A 25,033-nucleotide genomic window follows, 5' to 3' on the forward strand; every position below is an offset into this window, starting at 1 on the left:
GACAGCATGAGTCAGGAATGGGATGCCGGTCGGCTGGACAGCGACCTCGAAGGCGTAGCGTTCGATACCCTGGCCGTACGTGCCGGTCAGCACCGTACGCCGGAAGGCGAGCACGGTGATCCGATGTTCTTCACTTCCAGCTACGTGTTCCGTACCGCCGCCGACGCCGCAGCACGGTTTGCCGGGGAAGTGCCAGGCAACGTTTACTCGCGTTATACCAACCCGACCGTTCGCTCGTTCGAAGAGCGCATTGCTGCGCTGGAAGGCGCCGAGCAAGCAGTTGCCACGGCGACTGGCATGGCCGCGATCATGGCGGTGGTGATGAGCCTGTGCAGTGCTGGCGATCATGTGCTGGTGTCGCGCAGTGTGTTCGGTTCGACCATCAGCCTGTTCGAGAAGTATTTCAAGCGTTTTGGCGTGGAAGTCGATTACGTGCCGCTGGCCGATCTGTCGGCATGGGACGCAGCGATCAAATCCAACACCAAATTGCTGTTTGTCGAGTCGCCGTCCAATCCGCTGGCTGAGCTGGTGGATATCGCCGCGCTGTCGGAAATCGCGCACGCCAAGGGTGCGATGCTGGTGGTCGACAACTGCTTCTGCACGCCTGCCTTGCAGCAACCGCTGAAGCTTGGTGCAGACATTGTTGTGCACTCGGCCACCAAGTTCATCGATGGCCAGGGCCGTTGCATGGGAGGCGTGGTGGCCGGTCGCAGCGAGCAGATGAAGGAAATCGTAGGCTTCCTGCGTACCGCCGGGCCAACCCTGAGCCCGTTCAACGCCTGGATCTTCCTCAAAGGCCTGGAAACCCTGAACCTGCGGATGAAGGCGCACTGTGCCAACGCACAGCAACTGGCCGAGTGGCTGGAGCAGCAGGACGGCATCGAGAAAGTGCATTACGCCGGTCTCAAGAGTCATCCGCAGCACGAACTGGCCCAGCGTCAGCAGAAAGGTTTTGGTGCGGTCGTCAGCTTCGAGGTCAGGGGCGGCAAAGAGGGCGCCTGGCGCTTTATCGATGCGACCCGTTTGATCTCGATCACCGCCAACCTGGGTGACAGCAAAACCACCATCACTCACCCGAGCACTACTTCCCACGGGCGTCTGGCGCCACAGGAGCGTGAAGCGGCGGGGATTCGTGACAGCCTGATCCGCATTGCGGTCGGTCTGGAAGACGTCGCTGACCTGCAAGCCGACCTGGCGCGCGGTCTGGCGGCGTTGTGATCGAATTGTCCACTCCCAAGACGGGCACTCATGGCCGCGTTGCGCTGGTCACGGGTGCCGCTCGCGGTATCGGTCTGGGGATCGCGGCGTGGCTGATCAGCGAAGGCTGGCAAGTGGTGCTGACGGACCTGGATCGGGCGCGGGGCTCCAAGGTGGCGAAGGTGCTCGGCGAAAACGCCTGGTTTATCGCCATGGATGTGGCGGATGAAAGTCAGGTGGCGCTTGGCGTTGCCGAAGTGCTGGGGCAGTTCGGTCGTCTGGATGCGTTGGTGTGCAACGCGGCGGTGGCCGATCCGCACAACATCACCCTGGAAAGCCTTGATCTGGCCTACTGGAATCGGGTGCTGGCGGTGAATCTCAGTGGGCCGATGTTGCTGGCCAAGCACTGCGCGCCGTATCTGCGGGCGCACAACGGGGCGATCGTCAATCTGGCCTCGACCCGTGCGGCGCAATCGGAACCCGATACCGAAGCCTATGCGGCGAGCAAGGGCGGCTTGCTGGCGTTGACTCATGCGCTGGCAATCAGCCTCGGGCCCGAGATTCGGGTCAACGCGGTCAGTCCGGGCTGGATCGACGCGCGGGATCCCTCTGCGCGGCGTGCGGAGCCGCTGACCGATATCGACCATGCTCAGCATCCGGCGGGCCGGGTAGGGACGGTCGAGGATGTGGCGGCGATGGTGGCCTGGCTGCTGTCGAAAAATGCAGGGTTTGTGACGGGGCAGGAATTCGTGGTCGACGGCGGCATGACCAAGAAGATGATTTACTCGGAATGACATGTTTTTGTCTTTTTGAGAAAAACTTCAATCCTGCTATTGACTTAGGTTCGCTACCTGCGTAAATTTCGCGGCCTCGGAGATGCAAACGGGTGATTAGCTCAGCTGGGAGAGCGTCTGCCTTACAAGCAGAATGTCGGCGGTTCGATCCCGTCATCACCCACCACTCCCGAGATACTTGTGTAAACAAGAGCGTAGGCTGAAAGTGCCTGCACCGACGCGCAGCGGTAGTTCAGTCGGTTAGAATACCGGCCTGTCACGCCGGGGGTCGCGGGTTCGAGTCCCGTCCGCTGCGCCATATTCAACGAGTCAGACACTGTCTGGTTCGTGATTGAAAAGCACCGAAGCTTTCAGTCAAACGAGTTACTTGAGCATCAGCTCAAAGCGATACGCAGCGGTAGTTCAGTCGGTTAGAATACCGGCCTGTCACGCCGGGGGTCGCGGGTTCGAGTCCCGTCCGCTGCGCCATATCTGTTTCAAGGACCACTGAACGCCTTGAAACACCGAAAGCAACCTCTGGTTGATTCGGCATCGATAGCAAAGACCCTGGTCGAAAGACCGGGGTTTTTTGTGTCTGAAATTTGACCTCCCCCACATTCCTCCTTTGTTGTCCAGCAACGAGCGTAAGCCTTGGCTCGTTTTATACCGCCCGGCAATCTCCCCTGCGTCCATGGGTTGCTGCGATGCGATGTCGCATTGATTTTTGATTCTTTGGTCAAATTTTTGTAACTGGTTGTTTGCTGCGAGCTCAGAAACCTATAAAGTTAACCTTTCGGTCAGCTTTGCACTGTCATCACGCCCTTTGCTTCGTCAAAAAGGGCTTCTGCAAGACTCGAGATTCCCAGTAGATAACCAGAAGGGCGGATCCATAACCGTCCAGAGGATGATCCATGTCCAACCGTGAAATATCCCGGCGCTCGTTCCTTCAGGGCGGGCTGGTGGCGGGTGTGAGCGTTACGCTCACGCCGCTCAGCAGTCAGGCGCTGGCTGCCTTGATGGAAAACAGCGTGACCGTGCCGTCCGAGCAGTGGCTCGGCAACAACGGCAAGGCGCGCCAGCGTAACGATGCCTTGTCCAAGGTCTGCGGCAGCAAGGTGTTTGCCCGCGACATCCGCTCCAAGGACATGCCGGGCTGGCCCCAGCAGCAAGGTCACGCCATGCTGCTGAAAACCATCAAGGCCGACCGCATTTACGAAGGCTATGATCTGTCGTGGCTCGGCGCCGATCTGCAGCCTGACTGCATCGTCACCGCTGCCGACCTGGACAAGGACGGCATCGTGTTCCCCGAAGAGCACGCGCCGGATCCCCTGCTGCCGGAAGGCAAGGTGCCGATGTTCATCGGCCACCCGGTTGCGATCCTTATCTGGAACGACTTCGAGCGTTTCCGTCAGGCCAAGAACAAGCTCAAATTCAATGAAAAAGCGATTCGTTACGGTGCAAAAGTGCCGTTCTACGAAGGCGATCCCTATGGCAGCTTCCGCTACGTGCGCGTCGGTGGCCCGACCTCGGCGGACGAAGACGAGTTCGCCAGCCTCAAGGATTCGATCCTGTTCCCGATGCTCAAAAACCGTCGCCCGGTGTGGAATTCCCAGCCGAACCTGCATGGCAACCTGACCGAGCGCGGCCTGTTCTACGCTGACCGCATGAAGAAAGAGATCGACACCCCGCCGGACAACTGGCTGGTGTTCGACGAGCGTTACAAGACCCCGTCGATCGAACCGGCCGCGATGGAGCCGGACAACGGCAACGGCTGGTACGACCCAGCCACCAAGACCCTGCATTTCGTCGTCGCCACCCAGTGCCCGCTGGAAGCGGCAACCGAGACCGCGAAGATGATCTCGCCGTCGCGTTTCGGCCTGGCCAACCTGAACATGCATCCGGGTTACACCGTCGGCTACGGCTCCAAGGACCACAACATTTTCGTCTACTACGCGGCCCTGGCGGCGTTGTACGGCGCAGGTGTGCCGATTCGCCTGGCCAACGACCGTTACGAGCAGTTCCAGAGCGGTATCAAGCGCCACCCGTTCGATATTCGCTATCAGTTGGCAGTAGACAAGACCGATCACAGCTTCAAGATTTTCCGCGCCGAGATGAGCGTCGACGGTGGCGGTCGGATCAACTACAGCCCGTCGGTAGCGGCCGTTGGCGCTACGGCGGCGCAGTCGATCTACTACATGCCGCAGAACGACTTGCAGGTTACCGCTTACCACTCTCGCGCCGTTGAAGCGGGTTCGATGCGCGGCTACGGCACGCTGCAGAGCATGGCCTCCACCGAAATGATGGTCGACGAAATCGCCGACCGCCTCGGTGTCGATGCCATCGATCTACGTCGCAAGAACGCGCTGCGTTCCGGGATGAAAAATACCCAGGGCGCGATCCCGGCCGGTGCGTTGCGCCTGCACGAGATTCTCGACAAGGCTTCGCTGCACGAAGTCTGGAAAAACCGCGACGCTATCAAGAAACAGCGTGAAGCGGCGGATCCGGACAACTGGTATGGCGTGGGTTTCGCCATTTGCCAGAAAGATTTTGGCACCGGTTCCGAAGCACCGATGGCCAGCATCGAATTCACCGCTGAAGGGCGCATTTCCCTGCGTCATATCGGCATCGAGATCGGCACCGGCATGTCCACTTCGCAAGCCCTGGTGGTCGCCGATTTCCTCGGCAGCCCGGCGCATGATGTGAAGACCGGCGAAACCGAATGGAAGGAAATGCAACTGGTCACCGCCGGCAACCCTTACATCATGAGCCAGGCCGAGCAGGACAACTTCCTGCGTAACCCGCGCTGGGTCGGCAAACTGGCGTCGGCCTCGTCCGCGACCAACTCCGCCTACTACTTCAGCCACGCCACCCGTGAAGCGGCGCGCGTGCTGTTCAATCACGGTCTGTGGCCGGCGGCGCTGGAGATCTGGCGTCAGGGCCCGTACGGCGGCCAGGCCAACCCCTACGTGGTGCGCCGCGAAGACGCGCATTGGGTCGACGGCAAACTGACCGCCAACGGCATGCAGCCACTGAGCTTTGAAGAGCTGGCCAAGCGTGCCCACGAGCGCGGTCTGGTCACCGGCGCCACGGTTCACGGTTTCAACCGCTGGAGCTGGGCCGAAGCCGAATACAGCATCGACGGCGTGCGCGAGCGTCTTCCGCTCGACGGTCTGGCGGTGAAATACGGTGATGGTGCGCCAAAAGCGAAAAAGGCACAGATGACCAGCGCCGGTTTCCATTTGCTGGATCGGCAGAACATCGCCTATCCGGTGGTTCAGTTGAACAACGCCGCCGTGACCTATTACAGCCCGGTCGCAACGCTGGTCGAGTTGAAGGTCAACAAAGGGTCGGCAGAAGTCGAAGTGCTCAACCATCACTCGTGGCTGGAATGCGGCCGGGTGCTGGTCGAGGAACTGGTTCGTGGCCAGCTCGAAGGCGGGATCGCCATGGGCATCGGTCACGCCTTGATGGAAGAGATGCCGCTGTACGAGGGCGGCCCGGGGGAGGGTGACTGGAACTTCAACCGTTATCGCCTGCCGATGGCGCGCCATGTGGCGGTGTGGAAGCAGACGTCGGAAATCCTGCCGCCGCTGTCGCCAAGCGACCCGTCCAAAGGCATCGCCGAAGTGGTGATGATCCCGGTGGTCGGCGCCATCGGTAACGCCGTGGCCCACGCCATCGGCAAACGTGTCCGCGATCTTCCAATCACTGCTGCGCGCATCAAGGAGGCCCTCAATGGCTAACCGTCCGCTTCAACTGACCCTCAACGGTCAATCCGTCGGTCCGGTGGACATCCCTGATGACCTGCCGATGATCGATTACCTGCACGAATACAAGAACCTCACCGGTTCGCGCCTGGGCTGCGGCCAAGGCATCTGCCACGCCTGCGTGGTGATCGTCGACAACCCGGACGGCACCAGCGAAGAAGTGCGCACCTGCATCACCGGCGCGCATTACTTTGAGGGCAAGAAGGTCCGCACCATCGAAGGCCATGCCAAGCGTGACGAGCAAGGCCAGGTCACCGAGCTGAACCCGATCCAGCAGCGTTTCGTTGATGAATTCGCCTTCCAGTGCAGCTACTGCGCACCGGGCTTCGTCAACGCCGCGACCGTGCTGGTGGAAAAGCTGCAGCGCCAGCCGATCGTCAAAAGCAAGCTGGAACAAGTCATCGAGGACAGCCTCGGCCATCACATCTGCCGTTGCACCGGGTACGTGCGTTACTACAACGCCACCCGCAACGTGCTGACCGATCTCGGCCTGGTCAAGGAGGGTTAAGCATGAAGCGTTTATTGACCCGCCTGACCCTGGCGGTCGGTTTTGCCGTGCCTGTGCTCGCGGCCCATGCGGATGATCAGGTCAAGCGCGGCGAATACCTCGCCCGCGCGGCCGACTGCATGGCGTGCCACACGGCGCCCGGGGGCGCGCCGTTTGCTGGCGGCCTGCCAATCGTGTCGCCGTTCGGCACGATCTACGGCACCAATATCACGCCGAGCAAGGAGCACGGCATCGGCCTGTACAGCGATGACGAGTTTTTCGCGGCACTCACCGAAGGCAAGCGTCGTGACGGCGCCAACCTGTATCCGGCGATGCCGTACACCTCGTATCACTTGATGCCGCGTGAGGATTCGGATGCGATTCACGCGTATCTGAAAACCATCGAGCCGATCGAGCGTGCAGCCCCGGTGACGAGCCTGAGCTTTCCGTTCAACGTGCGTCCGGGTCTGATGGGCTGGAACATGATGTACGGCAAAGCCTTGAAGCTGGAGCCGGCCGAAGGCAAAAGCGACGCCTGGAAGCGCGGCCAGTACATGGTCGAAGTGCTCGGCCATTGCGGCGAATGCCATACGCCACGTGGCCTGCCTGGCGCGATGCAGTTGGACAAGCGCCTGACCGGCGGCATCCTCAACGGTTACCTGGCGCCGAGTCTGCTGGCGACGGATCTGGCGGCGCGCGGCTGGAATCATCAGGACCTGAGCACGTTCCTCAAGCACGGCATGAGTGCCCAGGGCACGATGTTCAACGAGATGTTTACGGTGTTCCACAACAGCACTCAGGGCCTGAATGATCCGGATCTGGCAGCAATGGCAACCTTCCTGCTCGGCGACAAGCCTCCGGCGGCGAAAGAGCTGACCGAAATGCCGGTGGAAAAACTCAGTGTCAGCGCTCAACGCGGTCGTCAGGAATACTTGAACGTCTGCGCCGGCTGTCACGCGGTCGGTGGTGAAGGCAAGCCGCATATTGCGGTGGCCATGCGCGGCAACACCACGCTGCGTCTGGAAGATCCACGCAATCTGGTTCGAGTGATCGAAGACGGTATCGGCGAGCAGAAATTCGCCGGATTCGAACGCATGCAGCCGATGCCCGGTTTTGCCGACAAGCTCGGTGCTGAACAACTGACCGATCTGCTGAACTACCTGCGTCAGGGGTGGGGTGGTCAGTCGGCCGAGCTGGCGGTCAGCGATGTGCAGAAGCTTCGGGCTGATGCGCCATCCATCGAGTACAAGGCGCACTGATCATGCAGCATCTCGATCTGCAGGTTGTGCGCCGGGCGCTGGAATGGTCGACGGCGGGGCAACGCATCTGGCTCTGCACCGTGCTGACGACCTACGGTTCGGCGCCTCGCGCGCCGGGTTCGATGCTGGCGGTGAACGACGGCGGGCAGTGGATCGGGTCGCTGTCCGGTGGCTGTGTCGAGGAAGACTTTCTCGAGCGCGTCGCCGAAGGTGCATTTCTTGATGCAATCAATGTCGTGCGTTATGGCGAAGGTGATGAACCGCGTTCGCGGGTCAGCCTGCCGTGCGGCGGCATTCTCGACGTGCTGGTAGAGAAATTTGACGCCGACTGCGATGTGCAGGCGTATCTGCGTGAACTCGAATCGGCGTTGCTGGGGCAGCGCCGGTTGATTCGCGAGGTCGATCTGACCACGGGCGTGCGTAGCCTGTTTACGGATCGTGAGCAGGGGGCGCGGATCGAGCGTGAAATCGACCGGGTGCGGATCCGTATCGGGGCTGCCCAGCGTTTGCTGCTGGCTGGCTATTCCAGCGTGGCGCAGGCCTGTGCGGAGTTCGCGGTTGGTCTGGGCTTCGAAGTGATTCTCTGCGACCCGCGTGAGGAGGTGCTGGAGGGCGTGGTGCTCAATGGCGTGGAGATCCGCCGGCAATTGCCGTCGGTGTTCATCGCCGATGGTGGCTGTCACCGTGATACGGCGGTGGTGGCGTTGACCCACGATCCGCGCATCGATGATCTGGCGATGATGGAAGCTGTGCGTACCGAAGCGTTCTACATTGGCGTGATGGGTTCGCTGCAGACGTCACAGAAGCGTTTCGAGCGTTTGCGGCGGATTGGCGGTCTGGGGGAGGGTGAGCTGGCGCGGATTCATGCGCCGATCGGTCTTAACCTTGGCAGCAAGACACCGTCGGAAATTGCTTTGGCAGTGCTCGCGGATATCCTGCGGATTCGTAGCGGGATTGCGCGGGATCAGTTGTAATCCGTGCTGAATGTAAAAAGGGCCGCTTTTCAGCGGCCCTTTTTTTGCGCGTCAGAAACCGAGTTTGTCGCGTAATCCGTAGTACCACGCGCCGAGTGCGGCAAACGGTGTGCGCAGCAGTTGCCCACCGGGGAATGGATAGTGCGGCAGGTCGGCAAACGCATCGAAGCGCTCGGCTTGTCCACGTAGCGCCTCGGCCAGTACTTTGCCGGCCAGGTGCGTGTAGGTCACGCCGTGGCCGCTGCAGCCCTGGGAATAATAGATGTTGTCACCCAGGCGCCCGACCTGAGGCAGACGCGACAGGGTCAGCAGGAAATTGCCGGTCCAGGCGTAGTCGATCTTCACGTCCTTGAGCTGCGGGAATGCCTTGAGCATTTTCGGGCGGATGATCGCTTCGATGTTCGCCGGATCCCGCGCGCCATACACCACGCCGCCGCCGAAGATCAGGCGTTTGTCGCCGCTGAGGCGGTAGTAGTCGAGCAGGTAGTTGCAGTCTTCGACGCAGTAATCCTGCGGCAGCAAAGATTTCGCCAGGTCATCGCCCAGTGGCTCGGTGGTGATGACCTGGGTGCCGCACGGCATCGACTTGGCTGCCAGTTCCGGCACCAGATTGCCGAGATAGGCGTTGCCGGCGACGATAATGAATTTGGCCCTGACCTTGCCCTTTGGTGTATGCACGACCGGGTTGGAGCCACGTTCGATGCGCACGGCCGGTGACTGTTCATAGATGGTGCCGCCCAGAGACTCCACGGCAGCGGCTTCGCCGAGTGCCAGATTCAGCGGGTGGATGTGACCGCCGCTCATGTCGAGCATGCCGCCGACGTATTGATCGCAGGCGACCACTTCACGGATACGGCGCTGATCCAGCAGCTCGAGCTGGGTGTGTCCGAAACGCTCCCACAGGCGCTTCTGTGATTCCAGGTGGCCCATCTGCTTGGCAGTGAGGGCGGCGAATACGCCGCCGTCCTTCAAGTCACACTGGATATCGTATTTGGCGACTCGCTCGCGAATGATCCGGCCGCCCTCGAACGCCATCTGCCCGAGCAACTGAGCTTGCTTCGGGCCGACGCTGCGTTCGATCACATCGATGTCACGGCTGTAGCTGTTAACGATTTGCCCGCCGTTGCGTCCCGAAGCGCCGAAACCGACCTTGGCGGCTTCCAGCACGGTCACGCGAAAACCGTTTTCCAGCAGGAAAAGGGCCGAGGAAAGTCCCGTATAACCAGCGCCGATCACACAGACATCCGTCTCCACATCATCCTGCAAGGCTGGACGTGGTGGTACGGCATTGGCCGACGCAGCGTAATAAGACTCTGGGTAAGGGGTGTTCGCCATCCTGCAGCCTCTGTTTAATATATTTTACGAGTGCGGCGATCCTACCCCAGTTGAAAAACCTCCGCCAGCCACCGGGAAATCTTCTTGCGGCGGGTCGAAATTAAATATTTTGCATATTCATAGGGTTAGGTGAAAAAAAGGTGTTGACACCCCTCCGGAATTCCGTAGAATGCCGCCTCACAGCAGGCACGTAGCTCAGTTGGTTAGAGCACCACCTTGACATGGTGGGGGTCGTTGGTTCGAGTCCAATCGCGCCTACCAAACAAAATCCGCTCTGCTGGGCGGTCTGGAAGGGGCCACCGAAAGGTGGGCCCTTTTTTGTTGCCTGCGATTTGCAAAACTTTTGCAAAACCCCATCTCGGAGCGCCAATTCGGCGCCCACCTCACGTACTCGATCGTCCTGTCGCCGTGCCCTCCTGGTAGTGCGTCGTCATCTTCTCGTCCGCGTGCCTCGGCAATGCCTGGATGTATTCCTGCGGGAAGTTACTTGGACGCGTGGTGGAGGGCGATCCTGGCGGCGGATGGTGAGATTGATCTGCGAACTGGCGATGGATTTTCAGAGGTTTATAAATTGAGGTCTTTTTGTTGTTCGTCGTTTTTCCATTGAATCCATGACGCTTGAGTGTGTGGATCGGCGTATTCCCCGCTCGGTAATCGAGGGAGGCTCATCAAGCCGTTCAGATTTTTCAGGCTGTGTTCAAACTCTTCCCGATACATTCGAACAGGCGTTGCGCATGGTTTGGCGCTTTCCAGCCCTGCAATCCGCTTCAGCGCTCTAGCTAGCTTCCTGACATATCGTATCGTGTGGTGCGTATTGGTTATGGCCTTTCTGTTCATGCCATCGAATGGTTGAGTCACCCAAAACTCCATTGGAAATAAGAATTCGGGCTTTTTACGTCAGATCACCTGATGAGAATGTAGGCCTTTTCTGTTTTGTATGAGGGGTCTTTCCTGAAATGACTTTTTGATCTTCGAGATCTCGACGACCATAAAAATAGTGTGGATATTGAAAGGCTTACGATTTTATTGAACCAACCGGTTATCAAAAATACGTTGTTACATACTGAAAAAATCAGTAGTATCCGCCCCGCGTTCACCACCACGGTTTATGCATTTTTAAATCCCAAGCTTCCATCAGCTGCTTGGGATTTTTTTTGCCTGCGATTTGCCTCCTTCAATCGCCATCCTGCCCTTGCTCCTGGCATGCATTGCCCGCCATGGGCGCTGCCGGGCAAAACCATACATTATCGACTACTACTGTCTGGCCGATTTCAATCTCAGTCTGACGGGAGTTCTACAATGCTCGTTCATTGGTTTCTTGCAGCGGTTCATCTACTGGCGTTCGCCCTGGGATTCTGGGCTGTATTGACCCGCGGCACGGCATTCAGTCGTCTGGCTGCCGGGGGTGGTGATGTCGGGCGGGTATTGCTCGCGGATAATCTGTGGGGGATATCGGCATTGGTGCTGCTGGTGAGCGGTGGCATGCGAGCCTTTGGCGGGTATGAAAAGGGTGCCGACTATTATCTGCACCAACCGCTGTTCCACGTGAAGATGACACTGCTTGTGCTGATTCTGGTTCTGGAATTGGCTCCGATGATTACGCTGATCAAATGGCGCATAGCCAGGGGCCGCGGCACCTCGTTCGATAGCGGGCGTGCAAAAGTCTTTGCGCGGATCAGTCATGCTGAAGCGCTGTTGCTGGTGCTGATGGTGATGGCAGCCACCGGGATGGCACGGGGAGTGACATTCGGCTAGGTTGGCACGATTCCTGGCTTCTATTCGGAAACGTCCGACAGCCAACCATTGTGATCATGGTTAGTATCGGTAGCGAAAAAAGAAGACGTGCAGCAAGGGAGTCTGTATGGCCTGCGCCGTCACCAGGGAGGTGGGGGTGGCAAAACGGCGCTCGGTTCTTTAGCCAGTCATTACGCGAAGGTGAACGAACTGGCTACTGACTACGACGGGGCTCAGGGGGTTTGTGGCTTGTCCGGAGCGGTCAGGCCGGCCTGAATGCGCTGGTAAATTTCTTCACGGTGTACGGCAACGTTCTTTGGCGCGTTGATGCCGATGCGAACCTGCTGGCCGCTTACGCCGAGAATGGTGATGGTAATGTCATCACCGATGTTTATGCTTTCACCGACTTTGCGGGTGAGTATCAGCATGGTCTTCTCCTTGATTGCTTTGTAGGGCACCTGATTCAGACAGTGCAGAGGTCGGTGGTACGTATAGATTAGTGCGAAGTCTCACGGTTTGGGTGCCTCTTTCTGACGCGCAGACGTGGCATTAATTCCCAGCGCGTAACTATACAGGTGCGGCAACCATCAATCTCGTAGTTTTGTGCCCATTTTGCGGGGCTCTGAAAGTATTCGTGAATGCTAAGATCGCCGTTTCAAAAAAACAGAGGGAAGCGTTGTGCGCAAATTGGTCTGTGTGGTCGCAGCACTGGCATTGGCAGGATGTGGTGAAGGCAAGAGCGTGGAAACGCAAAAATCAAAAACGGTAGCGGTGACAACGCCTGCGACAGTATCCGGACCGCAGTGGGATCTGGAGGTGCGCGGCGAAACACCTCAAGCCGTAAGTGATCTGAGCGGCTGGTTGATCGAGCATGCGTTTATCGCCAATGTCATCAAGGATCCCAGCGGAAAGACCCGGATCCTGCTGGGGCCATTCAATTCCAAAGCCGAAGCCGAAGCGAAACAGGCCGATGTGAACGCTGCACTGGTCAAGGCGAAAAAGCAGAACATCGAGACACTTGTGATCGAGCGCAGCGCAGCGCAGTAAACGTTCCTTTCGGCGGAGCTGACTAAAGGGTGTCCGGTGTGATTCGTTTTTACTGGAGTCACCGACGATGCTCAGAAGGAGCTCCGCATGGCCTCCGCCAGTCCTTACAAGTTGTTCGACGTTGTATTGCGACACAAGCAGCAGCTCAGTCCGCACCTCATGCGGATCACTCTCGCCGGCTCGGCAGTCAGCGAAATGGCTACCTGGGCTCCTGATCAGCGAGTCAAACTGTTCTTCCCGGCGCCGGATGGCTCTCTCGCCAGGCTCTCTCAGGATGAGGGATGGTACGCTCGTTTGCGCTCGATGCTGGCAGACCGACGCCCGGCGATGCGTACCTACACCATCCGCCACTTGCGAGCCGATCAGGGTGAGGTCGACATCGACTTTGTTCTGCATGGCGAAACCGGCCCTGCTTCTCGCTGGGCCTTGCGAGCGCAACCGGGTGAGCCGATGCAGATCCTGGCGCCTGATAGCCGGTACTCGGCGAGCGAGGCGGGTGGTTTTGAATGGAAGCCTCCGCAGTTGCTCAGGCACCTTTTACTGGTTGCCGACTCGACTGCGTTGCCTGCGGCGATGGGGATTCTCGATGAATTGGCGGTACTTGCGGATCCACCTCCGGCCCAAGTGTTTCTGGAGGTCGACAGCGCGGCGGACATGCTTGCGGTGCCTGACTGGCCAGGTCTGTCGGTGCAGTGGCTGATTCGCGAGCAGGCCGGCACCACAGTGGCCGGGGCGCTGATGGTAGAGGCGGTGCGAAAGGCTGCATTGCCCGTCGACACATCACTCGTCGCCAAGGCGGTGGAGTTGGCCGACGTTGATGTCGATCAGGAGATCCTCTGGGAAATCGCTGAAGCCGCCACGGAAGGATTCTATGGCTGGATCGCCGGTGAATCGGCTGCAGTCATGAATTTGCGCAGATACCTGATCAAGGAGCGCGGTATTCCTCGTGAATCACTCAATCTGATGGGTTACTGGCGTTACAACAAGCCCGGCAGCTGACCACAAAAAAGGCCTCGAGCGTGAAGCGCGAGGCCTTTTCATTATGTGCGAACAATCAGCCGCAGGCTTTCAGGTTGACCGGTCCGACGAACTCGTTGCCGCGTCCCATCACGCACGCCACGCTCTGATTGCGCTGGCGTTCCCAATCCTGCACTGGGTACGTCTTGTCCCAGGCTTCATACAACTGCCGATCCTGCTTCGACAGTCGCAAGCCATATTGCTTGCTCATATAGAAGTAAGTGCGGGCGATCATGCCGCGAATCGAAGGACGGGGCATGACCTTTTTCGCCTTGAAATCGACTTGGGTCAGGCATGAGCCATATTGACCTTTTTCGACCGGTAGCCAGCCGTAGCTGAAGTTGCTGCGATCACCATTGACCTCGCCAATGCTCGGTACCAGGTTGTGCAGGTCGGCTTCGGCTTTCTGGTAGCCAGGGTCGTAGCGTGTGCAATTCTTGCGTCCGCCTTCCTGCCAGCATTGGCGCTGATGGCCGAACTCCCAGGCCGGGACGATGTGTTCCCATTCAATCCGGGAGGCACGCTTGGCATTTTTGCGCGGAACGTAACCGCAAGCCGCCAGGTCGACCTTATTGCCCGTGTATTTGCAGCCGCAATAGAACTCGGTGGATTGTGGGGCGTACAACTTCCAGGCGACCTTCTTGGCTTCGGTAAACGTGCGGGGTGCGCCGGCCTGGGCGCCAAGTGAGATGAACAGCAAAAGCACAGCAAGCAAACGGACAATCATTGAGTCAATCTTCCTTCGGTACAACCCAGAAAATCTGCACGCCACCATCGTCGCGATAAGCGAGGGTGACGTTGTCGTTCTCGTCGATCTCTTCCAGCAGGCGTTCCCATGCATCCATCGGTTCATCCGGGAGGCGGAAGATCAGAGCGGCTTTGGCTTTTTGTGCGGTGGGGGAGTTGATGATCTTTTGAACGCGCATACCCATGCGTTCGTAAGCATCGGGAGCGTCAGAGGAAGTGGCCACGAGGTTATCCTTATTAAGCTGTACGTGCATACAGTATTTAACTGTAAGCATTTTCGCAACTGCTTAAAAATCAAGAAAATCCTCTGACAGCGGTTTTCCGGTTTTGATGTGGCTCATCCGAAATATTTGTGCAGGAAGGGAGCGAGGGCGGTGTAGGTAATTGCACCACCCGCCAGGGTGGCGAGTGGTGAAAGAGTTGCCCGGCCGAGACTCGGCCGGGCGAGGCTGAATCAGTACTCCCAGAACATCCGCTGCAGTTCTTTGCTGTCGTTGGTTTTGGTCAGGGCGACCATCGCCAGGATGCGAGCCTTCTGAGGGTTCAGGTCGTGAGCGACGACCCAGTCGTACTTGTCGTCAGGCTGTTCGGCGTTGCGCAGAACGAAACCTCCGGCGTTGACGTGGGAAGATCGAATGATCTGAACGCCATCCTTGCGCAGGGCCTGCAGGGCCGGGACGACACGGGAAGACACCGAGCCGTTGCCGGTGCCAGCATGGATGATCGCTTTGGCGCCGGACTGGGCCAGGGCCTTGTAGGCTGTATCGCCGACATTGCCGTAGGAGTAGGCGATTTCTACGTCAGGCAGGCTCTTGATGTTCTTGATATCAAATTCCGAATCCATGGTGTGGCGCTTGGCTGGCAGGCGGAACCAGTAGGATTTTCCTTCGACCACCATGCCCAGCGGGCCCCATGGGCTTTTGAATGCTTCGGTCTTGATGTTGATCATTTTGCTGACATCGCGGCCGGACTGGATTTCATCGTTCATGGTGACCAGTACACCTTTGCCGTGGGCTTCCTTGCTGCTGGCGACGGCGACGGCGTTGTACAGGTTGAGCATGCCGTCCGCCGACATGGCGGTGCCGGGGCGCATCGAGCCGACAACGATGATCGGCTTGTCGGTTTTCTCTACCAGGTTCAGGAAGTAGGCGGTTTCTTCCAGGGTGTCGGTGCCGTGGGTGATGACGATGCCATCGACGTCTTTGCTGTCGGCCAGCTCGGATACGCGGCGACCCAGTTGCAGCAGGTTTTCATTGGTGATGCTTTCCGAGGCGATCTGCATGACTTGCTCGCCACGCACATTCGCCAGTTTGCTCAGCTCGGGGATGCCGGCGATCAATTGTTCGATACCCACCTTGGCTGCCTGATAGGTAGCGCTGTTGGCCGCACTGGCGCCGGCGCCGGCAATGGTGCCGCCTGTAGCGAGAACCACCACGTTGGCCAGTTTGGTCTGGGTTTCGACTTCTTTTGCCTGAAGGGCGGAGGGCAGGAGCAGCAACAGGGCCAAAGCGCCCGGAACCAATGTGTTGAAAGCAGATTTCATTATTTTTCTCTCTAGTAGTGAGACGGTGCTGATTGCAGGTTCATCTAGATGCGCCCCGGGCCGATCTGAATGCCAGGGGTGCAGTAGGGGAGCAGGATCTGTACCAGCCGTACTGTGCTTTAGGGAAATGTTTAACCTTATGATTTATATCAATATTTTTTTGATTGGCGAGAATCGCCTATCCGGTATTCCGAACGGTGGGCGCTTTCGTGTTCGGCTCTCCGAAAGGGACTACGGCCGTTGTCGAACGATGCAAATTGCAGGTTTTGGATTCTCTGCTAAAGAAAGCGTCCCGCAGGCCGATGGTTGTTGAAGGAAACTTGAAATTAGGGAGTTCACATGTCACTGACCATCGGTTTTACAAATCCGGGCGCTGTTACCATCGGCGGTAAAACCGCAGCGACGATCAATGCCATGAATGATGCGCAAGCGGATGCTTCCGCCGAAGCGCTGGGCGTTGAAAAAACCGAAAGCAACCAAGTCAGAACCGGCGGTGCCGCGCAAGAAGACAGCAAGGCGGAAAGCGGCGACAACCTGAGTGTCACCGTCAAGATGTTGCTGAAACGGATGCAGGAATTGCAGAAGCAACTGCAGGAGCAGCAGCAACGCCTGGCTGCGGCGCAAGCTGCGAGCTACCCGACTCCCGAGGCGAAGTCGCAGGCAGTCATGTCTGTTCAGGGGGAGATCGCTGAAACCAGCGGCGCGCTGCTGGAAGTCTCCGCTGCGCTGGTCAAGGAAATGTCCAAGGGCTCATCCGGCGGTAACCTGGTCAACACCACGGCTTAAGCACTCAAAGGGCGAATCTGCAAATTCGCCCTGCAGTCAATACCGATTCCGATTGTTGACAAACGTTGGCGGGATTCGCATAGTTCGGTCTACGCAAACGTTTGCGCGGCTTCTCCGAGACCCTGTTGTCTGGAAGATGCCGACGAAGCTTACGCCAGCGCAAGCGTTGCTCACAATAATCATAAGATCGGAGTGAACCCATGAAGCTGCCATTCGCTGGACGTCTTCTCGCTGTCGCCGTGCTGGCTGCCGCATCCGCTGCACTGCCTGTCTCTTCGGCATTCGCCGAATCTCCGGAAAAACCCAAGGTCGCACTGGTCATGAAGTCTTTGGCCAACGAATTCTTCCTGACCATGGAAGACGGCGCCAAGGCTTACCAGAAAGAACACTCCGCCGATTTCGACCTGATCTCCAACGGGATCAAGGACGAAACCGATACCGCCGGCCAGACCCGTATCGTCGAGCAGATGATTCTGGCGAAGGTCAATGCGCTGGTCATTGCGCCGTCCGACTCCAAGGCCATGGTGCCGGTGATCAAGAAGGCCGTCGATGCCGGCATCACTGTGATCAACATCGACAATCAGCTTGATCCGGCCGTCATCAAGAGCAAGAACATCAGCGTACCGTTCGTGGGGCCGGACAACCGCAAGGGCGCTCGTCTGGTAGGCGAGTACCTTGCCAAGCAACTGAAGGCCGGTGACGAAGTCGGCATCATCGAGGGCGTTTCCACGACGACTAACGCCCAGCAGCGCACCGCTGGCTTCAAGGATGCGATGGAGGCCGCACAGATCAAGGTGGTTTCCCTGCAGTCCGGTGATTGGGAAATCGACAAGGGCAACAAGGTCGCCGCGTCGATCCTCAGCGAATATCCGGACGTCAAGGCGCTGCTGGCCGGTAACGACAGCATGGCTGTAGGCGCTGTTTCCGCTGTGCGTGCTGCGGGCAAGGCCGGGCAGGTGCAAGTGGTCGGCTACGACAACATCAATGCGATCAAGCCAATGCTCAAGGACGGTCGCGTTCTGGCGACCGCCGACCAGTTCGCTGCCAAACAGGCCGTATTCGGTATCGAGACTGCGTTGAAGATTCTCAAGGGCGAGAAAGTCGACAGCGGTGCCAATGGTGTGATCGAAACGCCGGTCGAACTGGTTACCAAGTAGTCCTTCGGCGACACAATGGCGCTCGCCCGTCCGGGCGGGCGCACGGAGAGTTTTTATGTCAGTTTCCGCCCCGAACGCTGTCCTCTCGGTCAGCGGTATCGGCAAGACCTATGCGCAACCGGTACTCACCGGTATCGACCTGACGCTGATGCGCGGTGAAGTGCTGGCGCTGACCGGCGAGAACGGTGCCGGTAAAAGTACCCTGTCGAAGATCATTGGTGGCCTGGTTACACCGACCGCCGGGCAGATGCAGTTCCAGGGCAAGGAGTATCGCCCCGGCAGTCGTACCCAGGCAGAAGAGCTTGGCGTTCGTATGGTCATGCAAGAACTCAATCTGCTGCCGACCTTGTCGGTGGCGGAGAACCTGTTTCTCGACAACTTGCCAAGCAACGGCGGCTGGATCAGTCGCAAGCAACTGCGTAACGCTGCCATCGAGGCCATGGCTCAAGTCGGTCTGGATGCCATCGATCCGGACACCCTGGTCGGCGAGCTGGGCATCGGTCACCAGCAAATGGTCGAAATCGCGCGTAACCTGATCGGCGATTGCCATGTGTTGATCCTCGACGAGCCGACCGCGATGCTCACCGCTCGCGAAGTCGAAATGCTCTTTGAGCAGATCACTCGGCTGCAGGCGCGCGGCGTTGCGATCATCTATATCTCTCATCGTCTCGAAGAGCTGGCCCGAGTCGCACAACGCATTGCCGTGTTGCGTGACGGTAATCTGGTGTGTGTCGAGCCGATGGCCAACTACAACAGCGAGCAACTGGTCACGCTGATGGTCGGTCGCGAGCTGGGCGAACACATGGACATGGGCCCGCGCAATATCGGTGCCCCTGCGCTGACGGTCAAAGGCCTCACTCGTTCCGACAAGGTCCGTGACGTGTCCTTCGAAGTGCGTGCCGGTGAGATTTTTGGCATTTCCGGTTTGATCGGGGCAGGGCGCACGGAACTGCTGCGCCTGATTTTCGGCGCCGATCTCGCCGACAGCGGCAGCGTTGCTCTCGGCTCGCCGGCGCAGGTGGTGAGTATTCGCTCGCCGGTCGACGCGGTGCGCAACGGTATCGCCCTGATCACGGAAGATCGAAAAGGTGAAGGCCTGCTGCTGAGTCAGTCGATCAGCGCCAATATTGCTCTGGGCAATATGCCGGAGATTTCCAGCGGTGGTTTCGTCAACAATGGCGATGAGATCTCTCTGGCCAAGCGGCAGATCGATGCCATGCGAATCCGCAGTTCCAGCCCGACTCAACTCGTATCCGAATTGTCCGGCGGCAACCAGCAAAAAGTCGTGATCGGCCGCTGGCTGGAGCGCGACTGTTCGGTGTTGCTGTTCGATGAGCCAACTCGCGGTATCGATGTCGGTGCCAAGTTTGACATTTATAACCTGCTCGGCGAACTGACCCGGCAGGGCAAGGCGCTGGTGGTGGTGTCCAGCGACCTGCGTGAGTTGATGTTGATTTGCGACCGTATCGGTGTGCTGTCGGCGGGGCGCCTGATCGATACCTTCGAGCGTGACAGCTGGACCCAGGATGACTTGCTTGCCGCGGCGTTCGCCGGCTACCAAAAACGTGATGCGTTGCTCAACGAAGCAGCGCCTAGGGATCTCCCATGAAAACTGCATCTTCTGCCGGCAAACGTAGTGGCAACTTCTATGGACTGGGTACCTATCTGGGCCTGGCCGGTGCATTGCTGGCGATGGTCGCGCTGTTCTCGGTCATGAGCAGCCACTTTCTGTCGTACAACACCTTCAGTACTTTGGCCAATCAGATTCCCGACCTGATGGTGTTGGCGGTGGGCATGACCTTTGTCCTGATCATCGGTGGCATCGATCTTTCGGTGGGTTCTGTACTGGCGCTTGCGGCCTCCACCGTCAGCGTGGCAATCCTTGGCTGGGGCTGGAGTGTTTTGCCATCTGCACTGCTCGGCATGGCAGTGGCGGCTTTGGCAGGGACGGTTACCGGTTCGATCACGGTTGCCTGGAGAATTCCGTCATTTATCGTCTCGCTCGGCGTGCTCGAGATGGCCCGGGGGCTGGCCTATCAGATGACCGGTTCCCGCACGGCCTACATCGGCGATTCCTTCGCCTGGTTGTCGAACCCTATCGCTTTCGGTATCTCGCCCTCGTTCATCATTGCCTTGCTGGTGATTTTCATCGCTCAGGCAGTGTTGACCCGAACCGTGTTCGGTCGTTACCTGATCGGCATCGGTACCAATGAGGAAGCGGTGCGACTCGCGGGCATCAATCCCAAGCCCTACAAGGTCCTGGTGTTCAGTCTGATGGGTTTGCTGGCCGGCATCGCCGCGCTGTTCCAGATTTCCCGTCTGGAAGCGGCCGATCCAAACGCCGGTTCAGGCCTTGAGCTGCAGGTGATCGCTGCCGTGGTGATCGGTGGTACCAGCCTGATGGGCGGCCGGGGTTCGGTCATCAGCACTTTCTTCGGCGTGTTGATCATTTCGGTGCTGGCAGCCGGCCTTGCGCAGATTGGTGCAACGGAACCGACCAAGCGCATCATCACCGGCGCGGTAATCGTTATCGCTGTGGTGCTCGATACGTATCGCAGCCACCGCGCAAACCGGCGGGGCTGAGACATGGCAACGATCAAGGATGTGGCGGCACTTGCGGGTATTTCCTACACGACCGTCTCTCATGTTGTGAACAACACCCGGCCGGTGAGTCAGGAGGTGCGGCTGAAAGTCGAGGCGGCGATCAAGAGCCTCGACTATGTACCGAGCGCCGTCGCCCGATCGCTGAAGGCCAAGACCACTGCCACCATTGGTTTGCTGGTGCCCAACAGTCTCAACCCGTACTTCGCCGAACTGGCGCGGGGCATCGAGGATTATTGTGAGCGCAATGGCTACTGCGTGATTCTCTGCAACTCCGACGACAATCCGGAAAAACAGCGCAGTTATCTGCGAGTGTTGCTGGAGAAGCGTATCGATGGCTTGATCGTCGCCTCTGCTGGCGGTGACAGTGGTCTGGCGCAGGGGCTGGCCGGGGTCAAGACGCCGATGGTGATCGTTGACCGGGGGCTGGAAGGTGTGGACGCCGATCTCGTGCGCATCGACCATGAATATGGCGCCTATCTGGCGACAAGACACCTGATTGAACTTGGACATCGTGATATCGCCACGGTTGGCGGTCCTGCGAGCACCAGTGTTGCGCAAATGCGTCAGGCAGGTTTTTGCCGCGCCTTGAAAGAGGCGGGTATTGAAGTGCCGCCATCGCGGATGCTGGAAAGCGATTTCACCAGCACTGGCGGTTACAACGCGGCGGCGGTGTTGCTTGAGAGCAATCCTCCCAGTGCAATCTTCGCCGGCAACGACATGATCGGCATCGGTGTACTGCGAGCCGCCGCCGAACGCAATGTGCGTGTGCCTGCCGAGTTGTCGGTGATCGGTTTCGACGATATCCAGATGAGCCGTTACGTGTATCCGGCGCTGACGACTGTGGGGCAGTCGATCCTGCAGTTGGGCGAAATGGCAGCGGAAGTGTTGCTGCGAAGAATTGCCACCCCGGATCTGGCCACTGATCAGCGGATCGTGACCCCGAGTATTGTCCTGCGAGAGTCGACCGCGCCACTGGCTGGCGTGTTTACCGAATATCGCTGAAACCGAATTGATGAGTAGTGATGTATGCCCGCAAATGTAGTGGTAATAGGCAGCCTGAACATGGACCTGGTCACCCGGGCGCCTCGCTTGCCTCGGGGTGGCGAAACACTGATCGGTCATTCGTTCGCCACTGTGTCAGGTGGCAAGGGTGCCAACCAGGCGGTGGCCGCCGCCCGGTTGGGGGCACAGGTGTCGATGGTGGGTTGTGTCGGCAATGACGACTACGGCGTGCAGTTGCGCGACGCATTGTTGGCCGAGCAGATCAATTGCCAGGCCGTCAGTGTGGTCGAGGATTCCAGTGGCGTAGCGCTGATTGTGGTCGATGACAACAGTCAGAACGCAATCGTCATTGTTGCCGGGGCCAACGGTTCGATGACGCCTGGGGTGGTCGACCGTTTCGACGCGGTGCTGCAGGCGGCGGATGTGATCATTTGTCAGCTGGAAATTCCCGATGCCACCGTCGGGCATGCGCTCAAGCGCGGTCGCGAACTGGGCAAAACAGTCATCTTGAACCCGGCTCCGGCCAGCCGTCCGTTGCCATCAGACTGGTTTGCCTCCATCGACTACCTGATTCCCAATGAAAGTGAAGCCGCCGCCCTCAGCGGTTTGCCGGTGGACTCGCTGGAGAGCGCTGAAAAAGCGGCTGCCCGGCTGATTTCGATGGGTGCCGGCAATGTGATCGTCACGCTGGGCGCTCAGGGGGCTTTGTTCTCCAATGGCGCGGGTTACCAGCATTTTCCTGCACCCAAAGTGAAGGCGGTTGATACCACGGCTGCCGGGGATACCTTCGTCGGCGGTTTTGCAGCGGCGCTGGCCGCTGGCAATACCGAGGTCGAGGCCATTCGTTTTGGTCAGATAGCCGCGGCGCTGTCTGTTACTCGGGCGGGTGCCCAGCCGTCCATTCCCACATCAACCGAAGTCCAGGCATTCAAACCCGTATGAAAAAGACTCCATTGCTCAACATCGCGCTGTCTCGGCTGATTGCCTCCCTTGGTCATGGCGACATGGTCGTGATCGGTGACGCCGGCTTGCCTGTACCGCCGGGCGTCGAGTTGATCGACCTTGCGTTGACGCACGGTGTTCCGGATTTCGTCAGCACCCTGAACGTCGTCCTCAGCGAAATGCAGGTCGAGAGTCATGTGCTCGCCCGGGAAGTCTTCGACAAACAACCCGGTGCGCTGGCTTCGCTGGACGCATTGAATGACGAAGGCGCACTGGGGCGGCGCGATCTGCTCACTCATGAGCAATTCAAGGTTCTCAGCCGACAGGCGCGAGCGATTGTCCGTACAGGCGAATGTCAGCCGTATTGCAACATCGTGCTGGTCGCCGGGGTGACGTTTTAACCGGGTTCAGACCCTTTCGATTTCATAAGCACAAGGAATGCGCCATGCACCGCTATGCTCAAAAACTGCACCAACTGATCCGGAGTCTGCTGCTTTTGTCCGTGATAACCGCGACCGGCGCCCAAGCGGCGGAAAAGATCGATCTGATCATCGACACCGATCCGGGGGCCGATGATGTGGTGGCCCTGTTGTTTGCTCTGGCATCGCCGGAGGAGCTGAATATTCGCGCGCTGACCACCGTGGCCGGCAACGTGCGTCTCGACAAGACTTCTCGCAATGCGCGACTGGCCCGTGAGTGGGCAGGGCGCGAAGAGGTTCCGGTCTATGCGGGCGCGCCAAAACCGTTGATGCGCACGCCGATCTACGCCGAGAACATCCATGGCAAGGAAGGCCTGTCGGGTGTCACTGTGCATGAGCCGAAAAAAGGTCTGGCCAAGGGCAACGCGGTCAACTACTTGATCGATACGCTGAAGAACGCCAAGCCGCACAGCATCACTATCGCCATGCTTGGCCCGCAAACCAACCTGGCGCTGGCGCTGATCCAGGAGCCGGAGATCGTTCAGGGCATCAAGGAAGTGGTCATCATGGGTGGCGCTCACTTCAACGGTGGCAACATCACGCCGGTGGCCGAATTCAACTTGTTTGCCGATCCACAGGCGGCTGAGGTCGTTCTCAAGAGCGGGGTGAAACTGACTTACCTGCCGCTGGACGTGACCCACAAGGTGCTAACCAGCGATGCACGTCTGAAGCAGATCGCAGCGCTGAACAACAATGCGAGCAAAATTGTCGGCGACATCCTCAACGAGTACATCAAGGGTGACATGGAACACTACGGCATCCCGGGTGGCCCGGTGCATGACGCCACGGTTATCGCTTATCTGCTCAAGCCGGAGCTGTTTACCGGTCGTTCGGTGAACGTGGTGATCGACAGTCGCGAAGGTCCGACATTCGGGCAGACCATCGTCGACTGGTATGACGGGCTCAAGGCACCGAAAAATGCATTCTGGGTAGAAAACGGCGATGCTCAGGGCTTCTTCGATCTGTTGACCGAGCGTCTGAAACGTTTGAAGTAAGCGTCATGCCCGCAGGTGCCGGCCTGCGGGCTTTACTCATTCCCTGTATCCGGTGTGCCTTTGAAGTCGTCCGGATATTTCTCGAACAGCTGGGCGATGAATGATTGCGCAGCTTGTGTTCCCAGCGTCTTGACCAGCAGGTCGATGCTGATCAGCGCCAACTCCTCAGGACTGCCCGGACTGTAGGAACTATGCCCTTGTGGCCATTGGGCCTTGATGTCGGCGGAGATGCTTACGGTCGTCATGTCGGGGCTCGGGAGATCGCTGGGTCGGAGTTTCGAGTTAACCATGTTGTCCGGCGTTTGGCACTGCGACTTAGGCATGAACGCGGGGCTATGCGACACTTGGTCGTCTTCAAGAAACCAGGTACCGAGCCGTGCAGATCGATTTGAATTCTCCCGATGGCCTGACACTTGACGCTGTGCGCCGGTTGCTGGCCTCCGCCAGTGATGATGAGCACACCCAGTTGCGTGTGACCAAGGGCGGGATTGCCTATATTTCGGCGGGGGTCACTGGCGGTCAGGATATCGATGGGCTGTCGTTTCGTCTGGAAACCTGGGCAAAGGGATCAGGCTATGTGGGAAACGTCGCAGCCAGTGATGAAGTCTGGGTCATGCAGATTTTCAATGCCCTCAAAGACAATTGGCCGAATCCGCCGCTCGACTACATCGACATCTACTGAGCTCGTTAATATTCGGTGACGATTGTATGGAGATGCATTGCGCGCGCTTCAGGCAGACTCAGCGTTTTTTCCGGGTCGTGGGGCAGGGTGTCCACAGGTGTTGTGAAACCAAACGCCGGAATGGCGGTCGCACGATCTCAGCTTAACCATTAGAAAGAAGGAGGCTTCATGCCTTTGAAGTTCGCATCACTGGGTGCACTTATGGCCGCTGCCATGTTGGCCGGATGCAGCACGACCTCCAGCGAGTCGGCAAAGGATCCTGTGGCGTCCGATGCCGGTCATGGCCGCTGTGAAGCAAAGGCTGCGGAATTTGCCATCGGTAAAAGGGCTTCCCCGGAGCTGCTAGAGCAGGCTCGTGCCAAGTCTGGCGCGCAAAATGCCCGCTTCCTCAAACCTACGGACATGATCACCCTGGAATACCGCTCCGATCGCCTGAATCTGAACACCGACAACAATCTGGTGGTCATCCGCGCCAACTGTGGCTGATCCCGGGTCGTTTTTGTCAC

26 protein-coding genes and 4 tRNA genes are annotated in these 25,033 nt (G+C 58.7%); 23 read left to right on the plus strand and 7 right to left on the minus strand.

Annotated elements, in window-relative coordinates; all coding sequences use genetic code 11:
* Positions 1-6: 6 nt before the first annotated feature.
* The 9 genes from C6Y56_RS09690 to C6Y56_RS09730 all read left to right on the plus strand — a co-directional run bounded on the left by C6Y56_RS09690 (position 7) and on the right by C6Y56_RS09730 (position 8,457).
* On the plus strand, positions 7-1,218 hold the full coding sequence (locus C6Y56_RS09690) for an O-succinylhomoserine sulfhydrylase (protein ID WP_169429660.1): 1,212 nt from the start codon (positions 7-9) through the stop codon (positions 1,216-1,218).
* A complete protein-coding gene (locus C6Y56_RS09695; protein WP_169429661.1) occupies positions 1,215-1,991 on the plus strand; it encodes an SDR family oxidoreductase in 777 nt (258 codons plus the stop codon). The genes C6Y56_RS09690 and C6Y56_RS09695 overlap by 4 nt, the downstream gene beginning before the upstream one ends.
* A gap of 90 nt (positions 1,992-2,081) precedes the next feature.
* Positions 2,082-2,157: transfer RNA gene (locus C6Y56_RS09700), tRNA-Val, on the plus strand.
* A 55-nt stretch (positions 2,158-2,212) separates the two neighbouring features.
* Positions 2,213-2,289 (plus strand) — tRNA-Asp (locus tag C6Y56_RS09705).
* 93 nt (positions 2,290-2,382) lie between these two features.
* Positions 2,383-2,459: transfer RNA gene (locus C6Y56_RS09710), tRNA-Asp, on the plus strand.
* A 422-nt stretch (positions 2,460-2,881) separates the two neighbouring features.
* Complete coding sequence (locus C6Y56_RS09715) at positions 2,882-5,713, plus strand: xanthine dehydrogenase family protein molybdopterin-binding subunit (protein ID WP_169429662.1); 2,832 nt, start codon at positions 2,882-2,884, stop codon at positions 5,711-5,713.
* Entirely contained in the window at positions 5,706-6,245 is a 540-nt protein-coding gene (locus tag C6Y56_RS09720; protein WP_039771584.1) for a (2Fe-2S)-binding protein, read from the plus strand. The genes C6Y56_RS09715 and C6Y56_RS09720 overlap by 8 nt, the downstream gene beginning before the upstream one ends.
* A 2-nt stretch (positions 6,246-6,247) precedes the next feature.
* Complete coding sequence (locus C6Y56_RS09725) at positions 6,248-7,483, plus strand: cytochrome c (RefSeq protein WP_169429663.1); 1,236 nt, start codon at positions 6,248-6,250, stop codon at positions 7,481-7,483.
* A gap of 2 nt (positions 7,484-7,485) precedes the next feature.
* Positions 7,486-8,457 (plus strand): XdhC family protein, encoded by a 972-nt coding sequence (locus C6Y56_RS09730; RefSeq protein ID WP_169429664.1) that lies wholly within the window; start codon positions 7,486-7,488, stop codon positions 8,455-8,457.
* A gap of 51 nt (positions 8,458-8,508) precedes the next feature.
* Here C6Y56_RS09730 and C6Y56_RS09735 read toward each other — a convergent pair whose 3' ends face one another.
* Positions 8,509-9,792, minus strand: coding sequence for an NAD(P)/FAD-dependent oxidoreductase (locus C6Y56_RS09735; RefSeq protein WP_169429665.1), 1,284 nt, complete (start codon positions 9,790-9,792; stop codon positions 8,509-8,511).
* Positions 9,793-9,976: 184 nt separating this feature from the next.
* Between C6Y56_RS09735 and C6Y56_RS09740 the strand changes: the two genes are divergently transcribed.
* Positions 9,977-10,053 (plus strand) — tRNA-Val (locus C6Y56_RS09740).
* Positions 10,054-10,356: 303 nt separating this feature from the next.
* On the opposite strand, the gene C6Y56_RS09745 is transcribed toward C6Y56_RS09740, so the two are convergent.
* A complete protein-coding gene (locus C6Y56_RS09745; protein ID WP_169429666.1) occupies positions 10,357-10,650 on the minus strand; it encodes a hypothetical protein in 294 nt (97 codons plus the stop codon).
* A 441-nt stretch (positions 10,651-11,091) separates the two neighbouring features.
* On the opposite strand from C6Y56_RS09745, the gene C6Y56_RS09750 reads away from it, so the two are divergent.
* Positions 11,092-11,547, plus strand: coding sequence for a DUF2214 family protein (locus tag C6Y56_RS09750; RefSeq protein ID WP_169432614.1), 456 nt, complete (start codon positions 11,092-11,094; stop codon positions 11,545-11,547).
* 212 nt (positions 11,548-11,759) lie between these two features.
* Here C6Y56_RS09750 and csrA read toward each other — a convergent pair whose 3' ends face one another.
* Positions 11,760-11,954 (minus strand): carbon storage regulator CsrA, encoded by a 195-nt coding sequence (gene csrA, locus C6Y56_RS09755; protein ID WP_003179932.1) that lies wholly within the window; start codon positions 11,952-11,954, stop codon positions 11,760-11,762.
* Positions 11,955-12,204: 250 nt separating this feature from the next.
* Between csrA and C6Y56_RS09760 the strand changes: the two genes are divergently transcribed.
* Both C6Y56_RS09760 and C6Y56_RS09765 read left to right on the plus strand, forming a co-directional pair.
* Positions 12,205-12,573: an SPOR domain-containing protein gene (locus tag C6Y56_RS09760; RefSeq protein ID WP_169429667.1), complete on the plus strand. Its 369-nt coding sequence runs from the start codon at positions 12,205-12,207 to the stop codon at positions 12,571-12,573.
* A gap of 87 nt (positions 12,574-12,660) precedes the next feature.
* Entirely contained in the window at positions 12,661-13,572 is a 912-nt protein-coding gene (locus C6Y56_RS09765) for a siderophore-interacting protein (RefSeq protein ID WP_169429668.1), read from the plus strand.
* 55 nt (positions 13,573-13,627) lie between these two features.
* Here the strand turns inward: C6Y56_RS09765 and C6Y56_RS09770 are convergent, their stop codons facing one another.
* The 3 genes from C6Y56_RS09770 to C6Y56_RS09780 form a co-directional block, all read right to left on the minus strand.
* The gene (locus C6Y56_RS09770) at positions 13,628-14,317 is read right to left on the minus strand and encodes an endonuclease (RefSeq protein ID WP_169429669.1); all 690 of its coding nucleotides are present in this window, start codon (positions 14,315-14,317) and stop codon (positions 13,628-13,630) included.
* A gap of 4 nt (positions 14,318-14,321) precedes the next feature.
* Complete coding sequence (locus C6Y56_RS09775) at positions 14,322-14,612, minus strand: DUF1654 domain-containing protein (protein ID WP_169429670.1); 291 nt, start codon at positions 14,610-14,612, stop codon at positions 14,322-14,324.
* Between the two features lie 179 nt (positions 14,613-14,791).
* Positions 14,792-15,880, minus strand: a complete 1,089-nt coding sequence (locus C6Y56_RS09780; protein ID WP_085712019.1) for an asparaginase — start codon at positions 15,878-15,880, stop codon at positions 14,792-14,794.
* A gap of 339 nt (positions 15,881-16,219) precedes the next feature.
* Here C6Y56_RS09780 and C6Y56_RS09785 point away from each other — a divergent pair, with 339 nt between their 5' ends.
* From C6Y56_RS09785 to C6Y56_RS09820, 8 genes are all read left to right on the plus strand, one after another.
* On the plus strand, positions 16,220-16,666 hold the full coding sequence (locus tag C6Y56_RS09785; protein WP_169429671.1) for a hypothetical protein: 447 nt from the start codon (positions 16,220-16,222) through the stop codon (positions 16,664-16,666).
* 200 nt (positions 16,667-16,866) lie between these two features.
* Positions 16,867-17,823: a sugar ABC transporter substrate-binding protein gene (locus C6Y56_RS09790; protein ID WP_169429672.1), complete on the plus strand. Its 957-nt coding sequence runs from the start codon at positions 16,867-16,869 to the stop codon at positions 17,821-17,823.
* A gap of 55 nt (positions 17,824-17,878) precedes the next feature.
* The gene (locus tag C6Y56_RS09795) at positions 17,879-19,432 is read left to right on the plus strand and encodes a sugar ABC transporter ATP-binding protein (protein WP_169429673.1); all 1,554 of its coding nucleotides are present in this window, start codon (positions 17,879-17,881) and stop codon (positions 19,430-19,432) included.
* A complete protein-coding gene (locus tag C6Y56_RS09800) occupies positions 19,429-20,406 on the plus strand; it encodes an ABC transporter permease (protein ID WP_169429674.1) in 978 nt (325 codons plus the stop codon). Before C6Y56_RS09795 ends, C6Y56_RS09800 begins: the two co-directional genes overlap by 4 nt.
* Positions 20,407-20,409: 3 nt before the next feature.
* Positions 20,410-21,429, plus strand: coding sequence for a LacI family DNA-binding transcriptional regulator (locus tag C6Y56_RS09805; protein WP_169429675.1), 1,020 nt, complete (start codon positions 20,410-20,412; stop codon positions 21,427-21,429).
* Between the two features lie 24 nt (positions 21,430-21,453).
* On the plus strand, positions 21,454-22,371 hold the full coding sequence (gene rbsK, locus C6Y56_RS09810) for a ribokinase (protein ID WP_169429676.1): 918 nt from the start codon (positions 21,454-21,456) through the stop codon (positions 22,369-22,371).
* Complete coding sequence (rbsD, locus tag C6Y56_RS09815) at positions 22,368-22,772, plus strand: D-ribose pyranase (RefSeq protein WP_169429677.1); 405 nt, start codon at positions 22,368-22,370, stop codon at positions 22,770-22,772. The genes rbsK and rbsD overlap by 4 nt, the downstream gene beginning before the upstream one ends.
* A 44-nt stretch (positions 22,773-22,816) precedes the next feature.
* Positions 22,817-23,845, plus strand: coding sequence for a nucleoside hydrolase (locus C6Y56_RS09820; RefSeq protein ID WP_169429678.1), 1,029 nt, complete (start codon positions 22,817-22,819; stop codon positions 23,843-23,845).
* Between the two features lie 32 nt (positions 23,846-23,877).
* Here the strand turns inward: C6Y56_RS09820 and C6Y56_RS09825 are convergent, their stop codons facing one another.
* Positions 23,878-24,090, minus strand: a complete 213-nt coding sequence (locus C6Y56_RS09825; RefSeq protein ID WP_169429679.1) for a hypothetical protein — start codon at positions 24,088-24,090, stop codon at positions 23,878-23,880.
* A 131-nt stretch (positions 24,091-24,221) separates the two neighbouring features.
* On the opposite strand from C6Y56_RS09825, the gene C6Y56_RS09830 reads away from it, so the two are divergent.
* Both C6Y56_RS09830 and C6Y56_RS09835 read left to right on the plus strand, forming a co-directional pair.
* A complete protein-coding gene (locus C6Y56_RS09830) occupies positions 24,222-24,527 on the plus strand; it encodes a hypothetical protein (RefSeq protein WP_169429680.1) in 306 nt (101 codons plus the stop codon).
* Between the two features lie 168 nt (positions 24,528-24,695).
* Positions 24,696-25,013 carry an I78 family peptidase inhibitor gene (locus tag C6Y56_RS09835; protein ID WP_169429681.1) on the plus strand — a complete coding sequence of 106 codons (318 nt, stop codon included), beginning with the start codon at positions 24,696-24,698 and terminating at the stop codon, positions 25,011-25,013.
* Positions 25,014-25,033 lie beyond the last annotated feature (20 nt).

This window comes from Pseudomonas fluorescens, from assembly GCF_012974785.1.
GTDB classification, from domain to species: Bacteria; Pseudomonadota; Gammaproteobacteria; order Pseudomonadales; family Pseudomonadaceae; genus Aquipseudomonas; species Aquipseudomonas fluorescens_BT.

Excerpts from the sequence above, each read along its gene's own strand:
- C6Y56_RS09775 (WP_169429670.1), bottom strand. The coding sequence starts at position 14,612 with ATGCTTACAGTTAAATACTGTATGCACGTACAGCTTAATAAGGATAAC.
- C6Y56_RS09770 (WP_169429669.1), bottom strand. The coding sequence starts at position 14,317 with ATGATTGTCCGTTTGCTTGCTGTGCTTTTGCTGTTCATCTCACTTGGC.
- C6Y56_RS09790 (WP_169429672.1), top strand. The coding sequence starts at position 16,867 with ATGAAGCTGCCATTCGCTGGACGTCTTCTCGCTGTCGCCGTGCTGGCT.
- C6Y56_RS09785 (WP_169429671.1), top strand. The coding sequence starts at position 16,220 with ATGTCACTGACCATCGGTTTTACAAATCCGGGCGCTGTTACCATCGGC.
- C6Y56_RS09835 (WP_169429681.1), top strand. The coding sequence starts at position 24,696 with ATGCCTTTGAAGTTCGCATCACTGGGTGCACTTATGGCCGCTGCCATG.
- C6Y56_RS09765 (WP_169429668.1), top strand. The coding sequence starts at position 12,661 with ATGGCCTCCGCCAGTCCTTACAAGTTGTTCGACGTTGTATTGCGACAC.
- C6Y56_RS09820 (WP_169429678.1), top strand. The coding sequence starts at position 22,817 with ATGCACCGCTATGCTCAAAAACTGCACCAACTGATCCGGAGTCTGCTG.
- C6Y56_RS09750 (WP_169432614.1), top strand. The coding sequence starts at position 11,092 with ATGCTCGTTCATTGGTTTCTTGCAGCGGTTCATCTACTGGCGTTCGCC.
- C6Y56_RS09795 (WP_169429673.1), top strand. The coding sequence starts at position 17,879 with ATGTCAGTTTCCGCCCCGAACGCTGTCCTCTCGGTCAGCGGTATCGGC.
- rbsD (WP_169429677.1), top strand. The coding sequence starts at position 22,368 with ATGAAAAAGACTCCATTGCTCAACATCGCGCTGTCTCGGCTGATTGCC.
- C6Y56_RS09725 (WP_169429663.1), top strand. The coding sequence starts at position 6,248 with ATGAAGCGTTTATTGACCCGCCTGACCCTGGCGGTCGGTTTTGCCGTG.
- C6Y56_RS09715 (WP_169429662.1), top strand. The coding sequence starts at position 2,882 with ATGTCCAACCGTGAAATATCCCGGCGCTCGTTCCTTCAGGGCGGGCTG.
- C6Y56_RS09825 (WP_169429679.1), bottom strand. The coding sequence starts at position 24,090 with ATGACGACCGTAAGCATCTCCGCCGACATCAAGGCCCAATGGCCACAA.
- C6Y56_RS09805 (WP_169429675.1), top strand. The coding sequence starts at position 20,410 with ATGGCAACGATCAAGGATGTGGCGGCACTTGCGGGTATTTCCTACACG.
- C6Y56_RS09780 (WP_085712019.1), bottom strand. The coding sequence starts at position 15,880 with ATGAAATCTGCTTTCAACACATTGGTTCCGGGCGCTTTGGCCCTGTTG.
- C6Y56_RS09720 (WP_039771584.1), top strand. The coding sequence starts at position 5,706 with ATGGCTAACCGTCCGCTTCAACTGACCCTCAACGGTCAATCCGTCGGT.
- C6Y56_RS09730 (WP_169429664.1), top strand. The coding sequence starts at position 7,486 with ATGCAGCATCTCGATCTGCAGGTTGTGCGCCGGGCGCTGGAATGGTCG.
- rbsK (WP_169429676.1), top strand. The coding sequence starts at position 21,454 with ATGCCCGCAAATGTAGTGGTAATAGGCAGCCTGAACATGGACCTGGTC.
- C6Y56_RS09800 (WP_169429674.1), top strand. The coding sequence starts at position 19,429 with ATGAAAACTGCATCTTCTGCCGGCAAACGTAGTGGCAACTTCTATGGA.
- C6Y56_RS09690 (WP_169429660.1), top strand. The coding sequence starts at position 7 with ATGAGTCAGGAATGGGATGCCGGTCGGCTGGACAGCGACCTCGAAGGC.
- C6Y56_RS09735 (WP_169429665.1), bottom strand. The coding sequence starts at position 9,792 with ATGGCGAACACCCCTTACCCAGAGTCTTATTACGCTGCGTCGGCCAAT.
- csrA (WP_003179932.1), bottom strand. The coding sequence starts at position 11,954 with ATGCTGATACTCACCCGCAAAGTCGGTGAAAGCATAAACATCGGTGAT.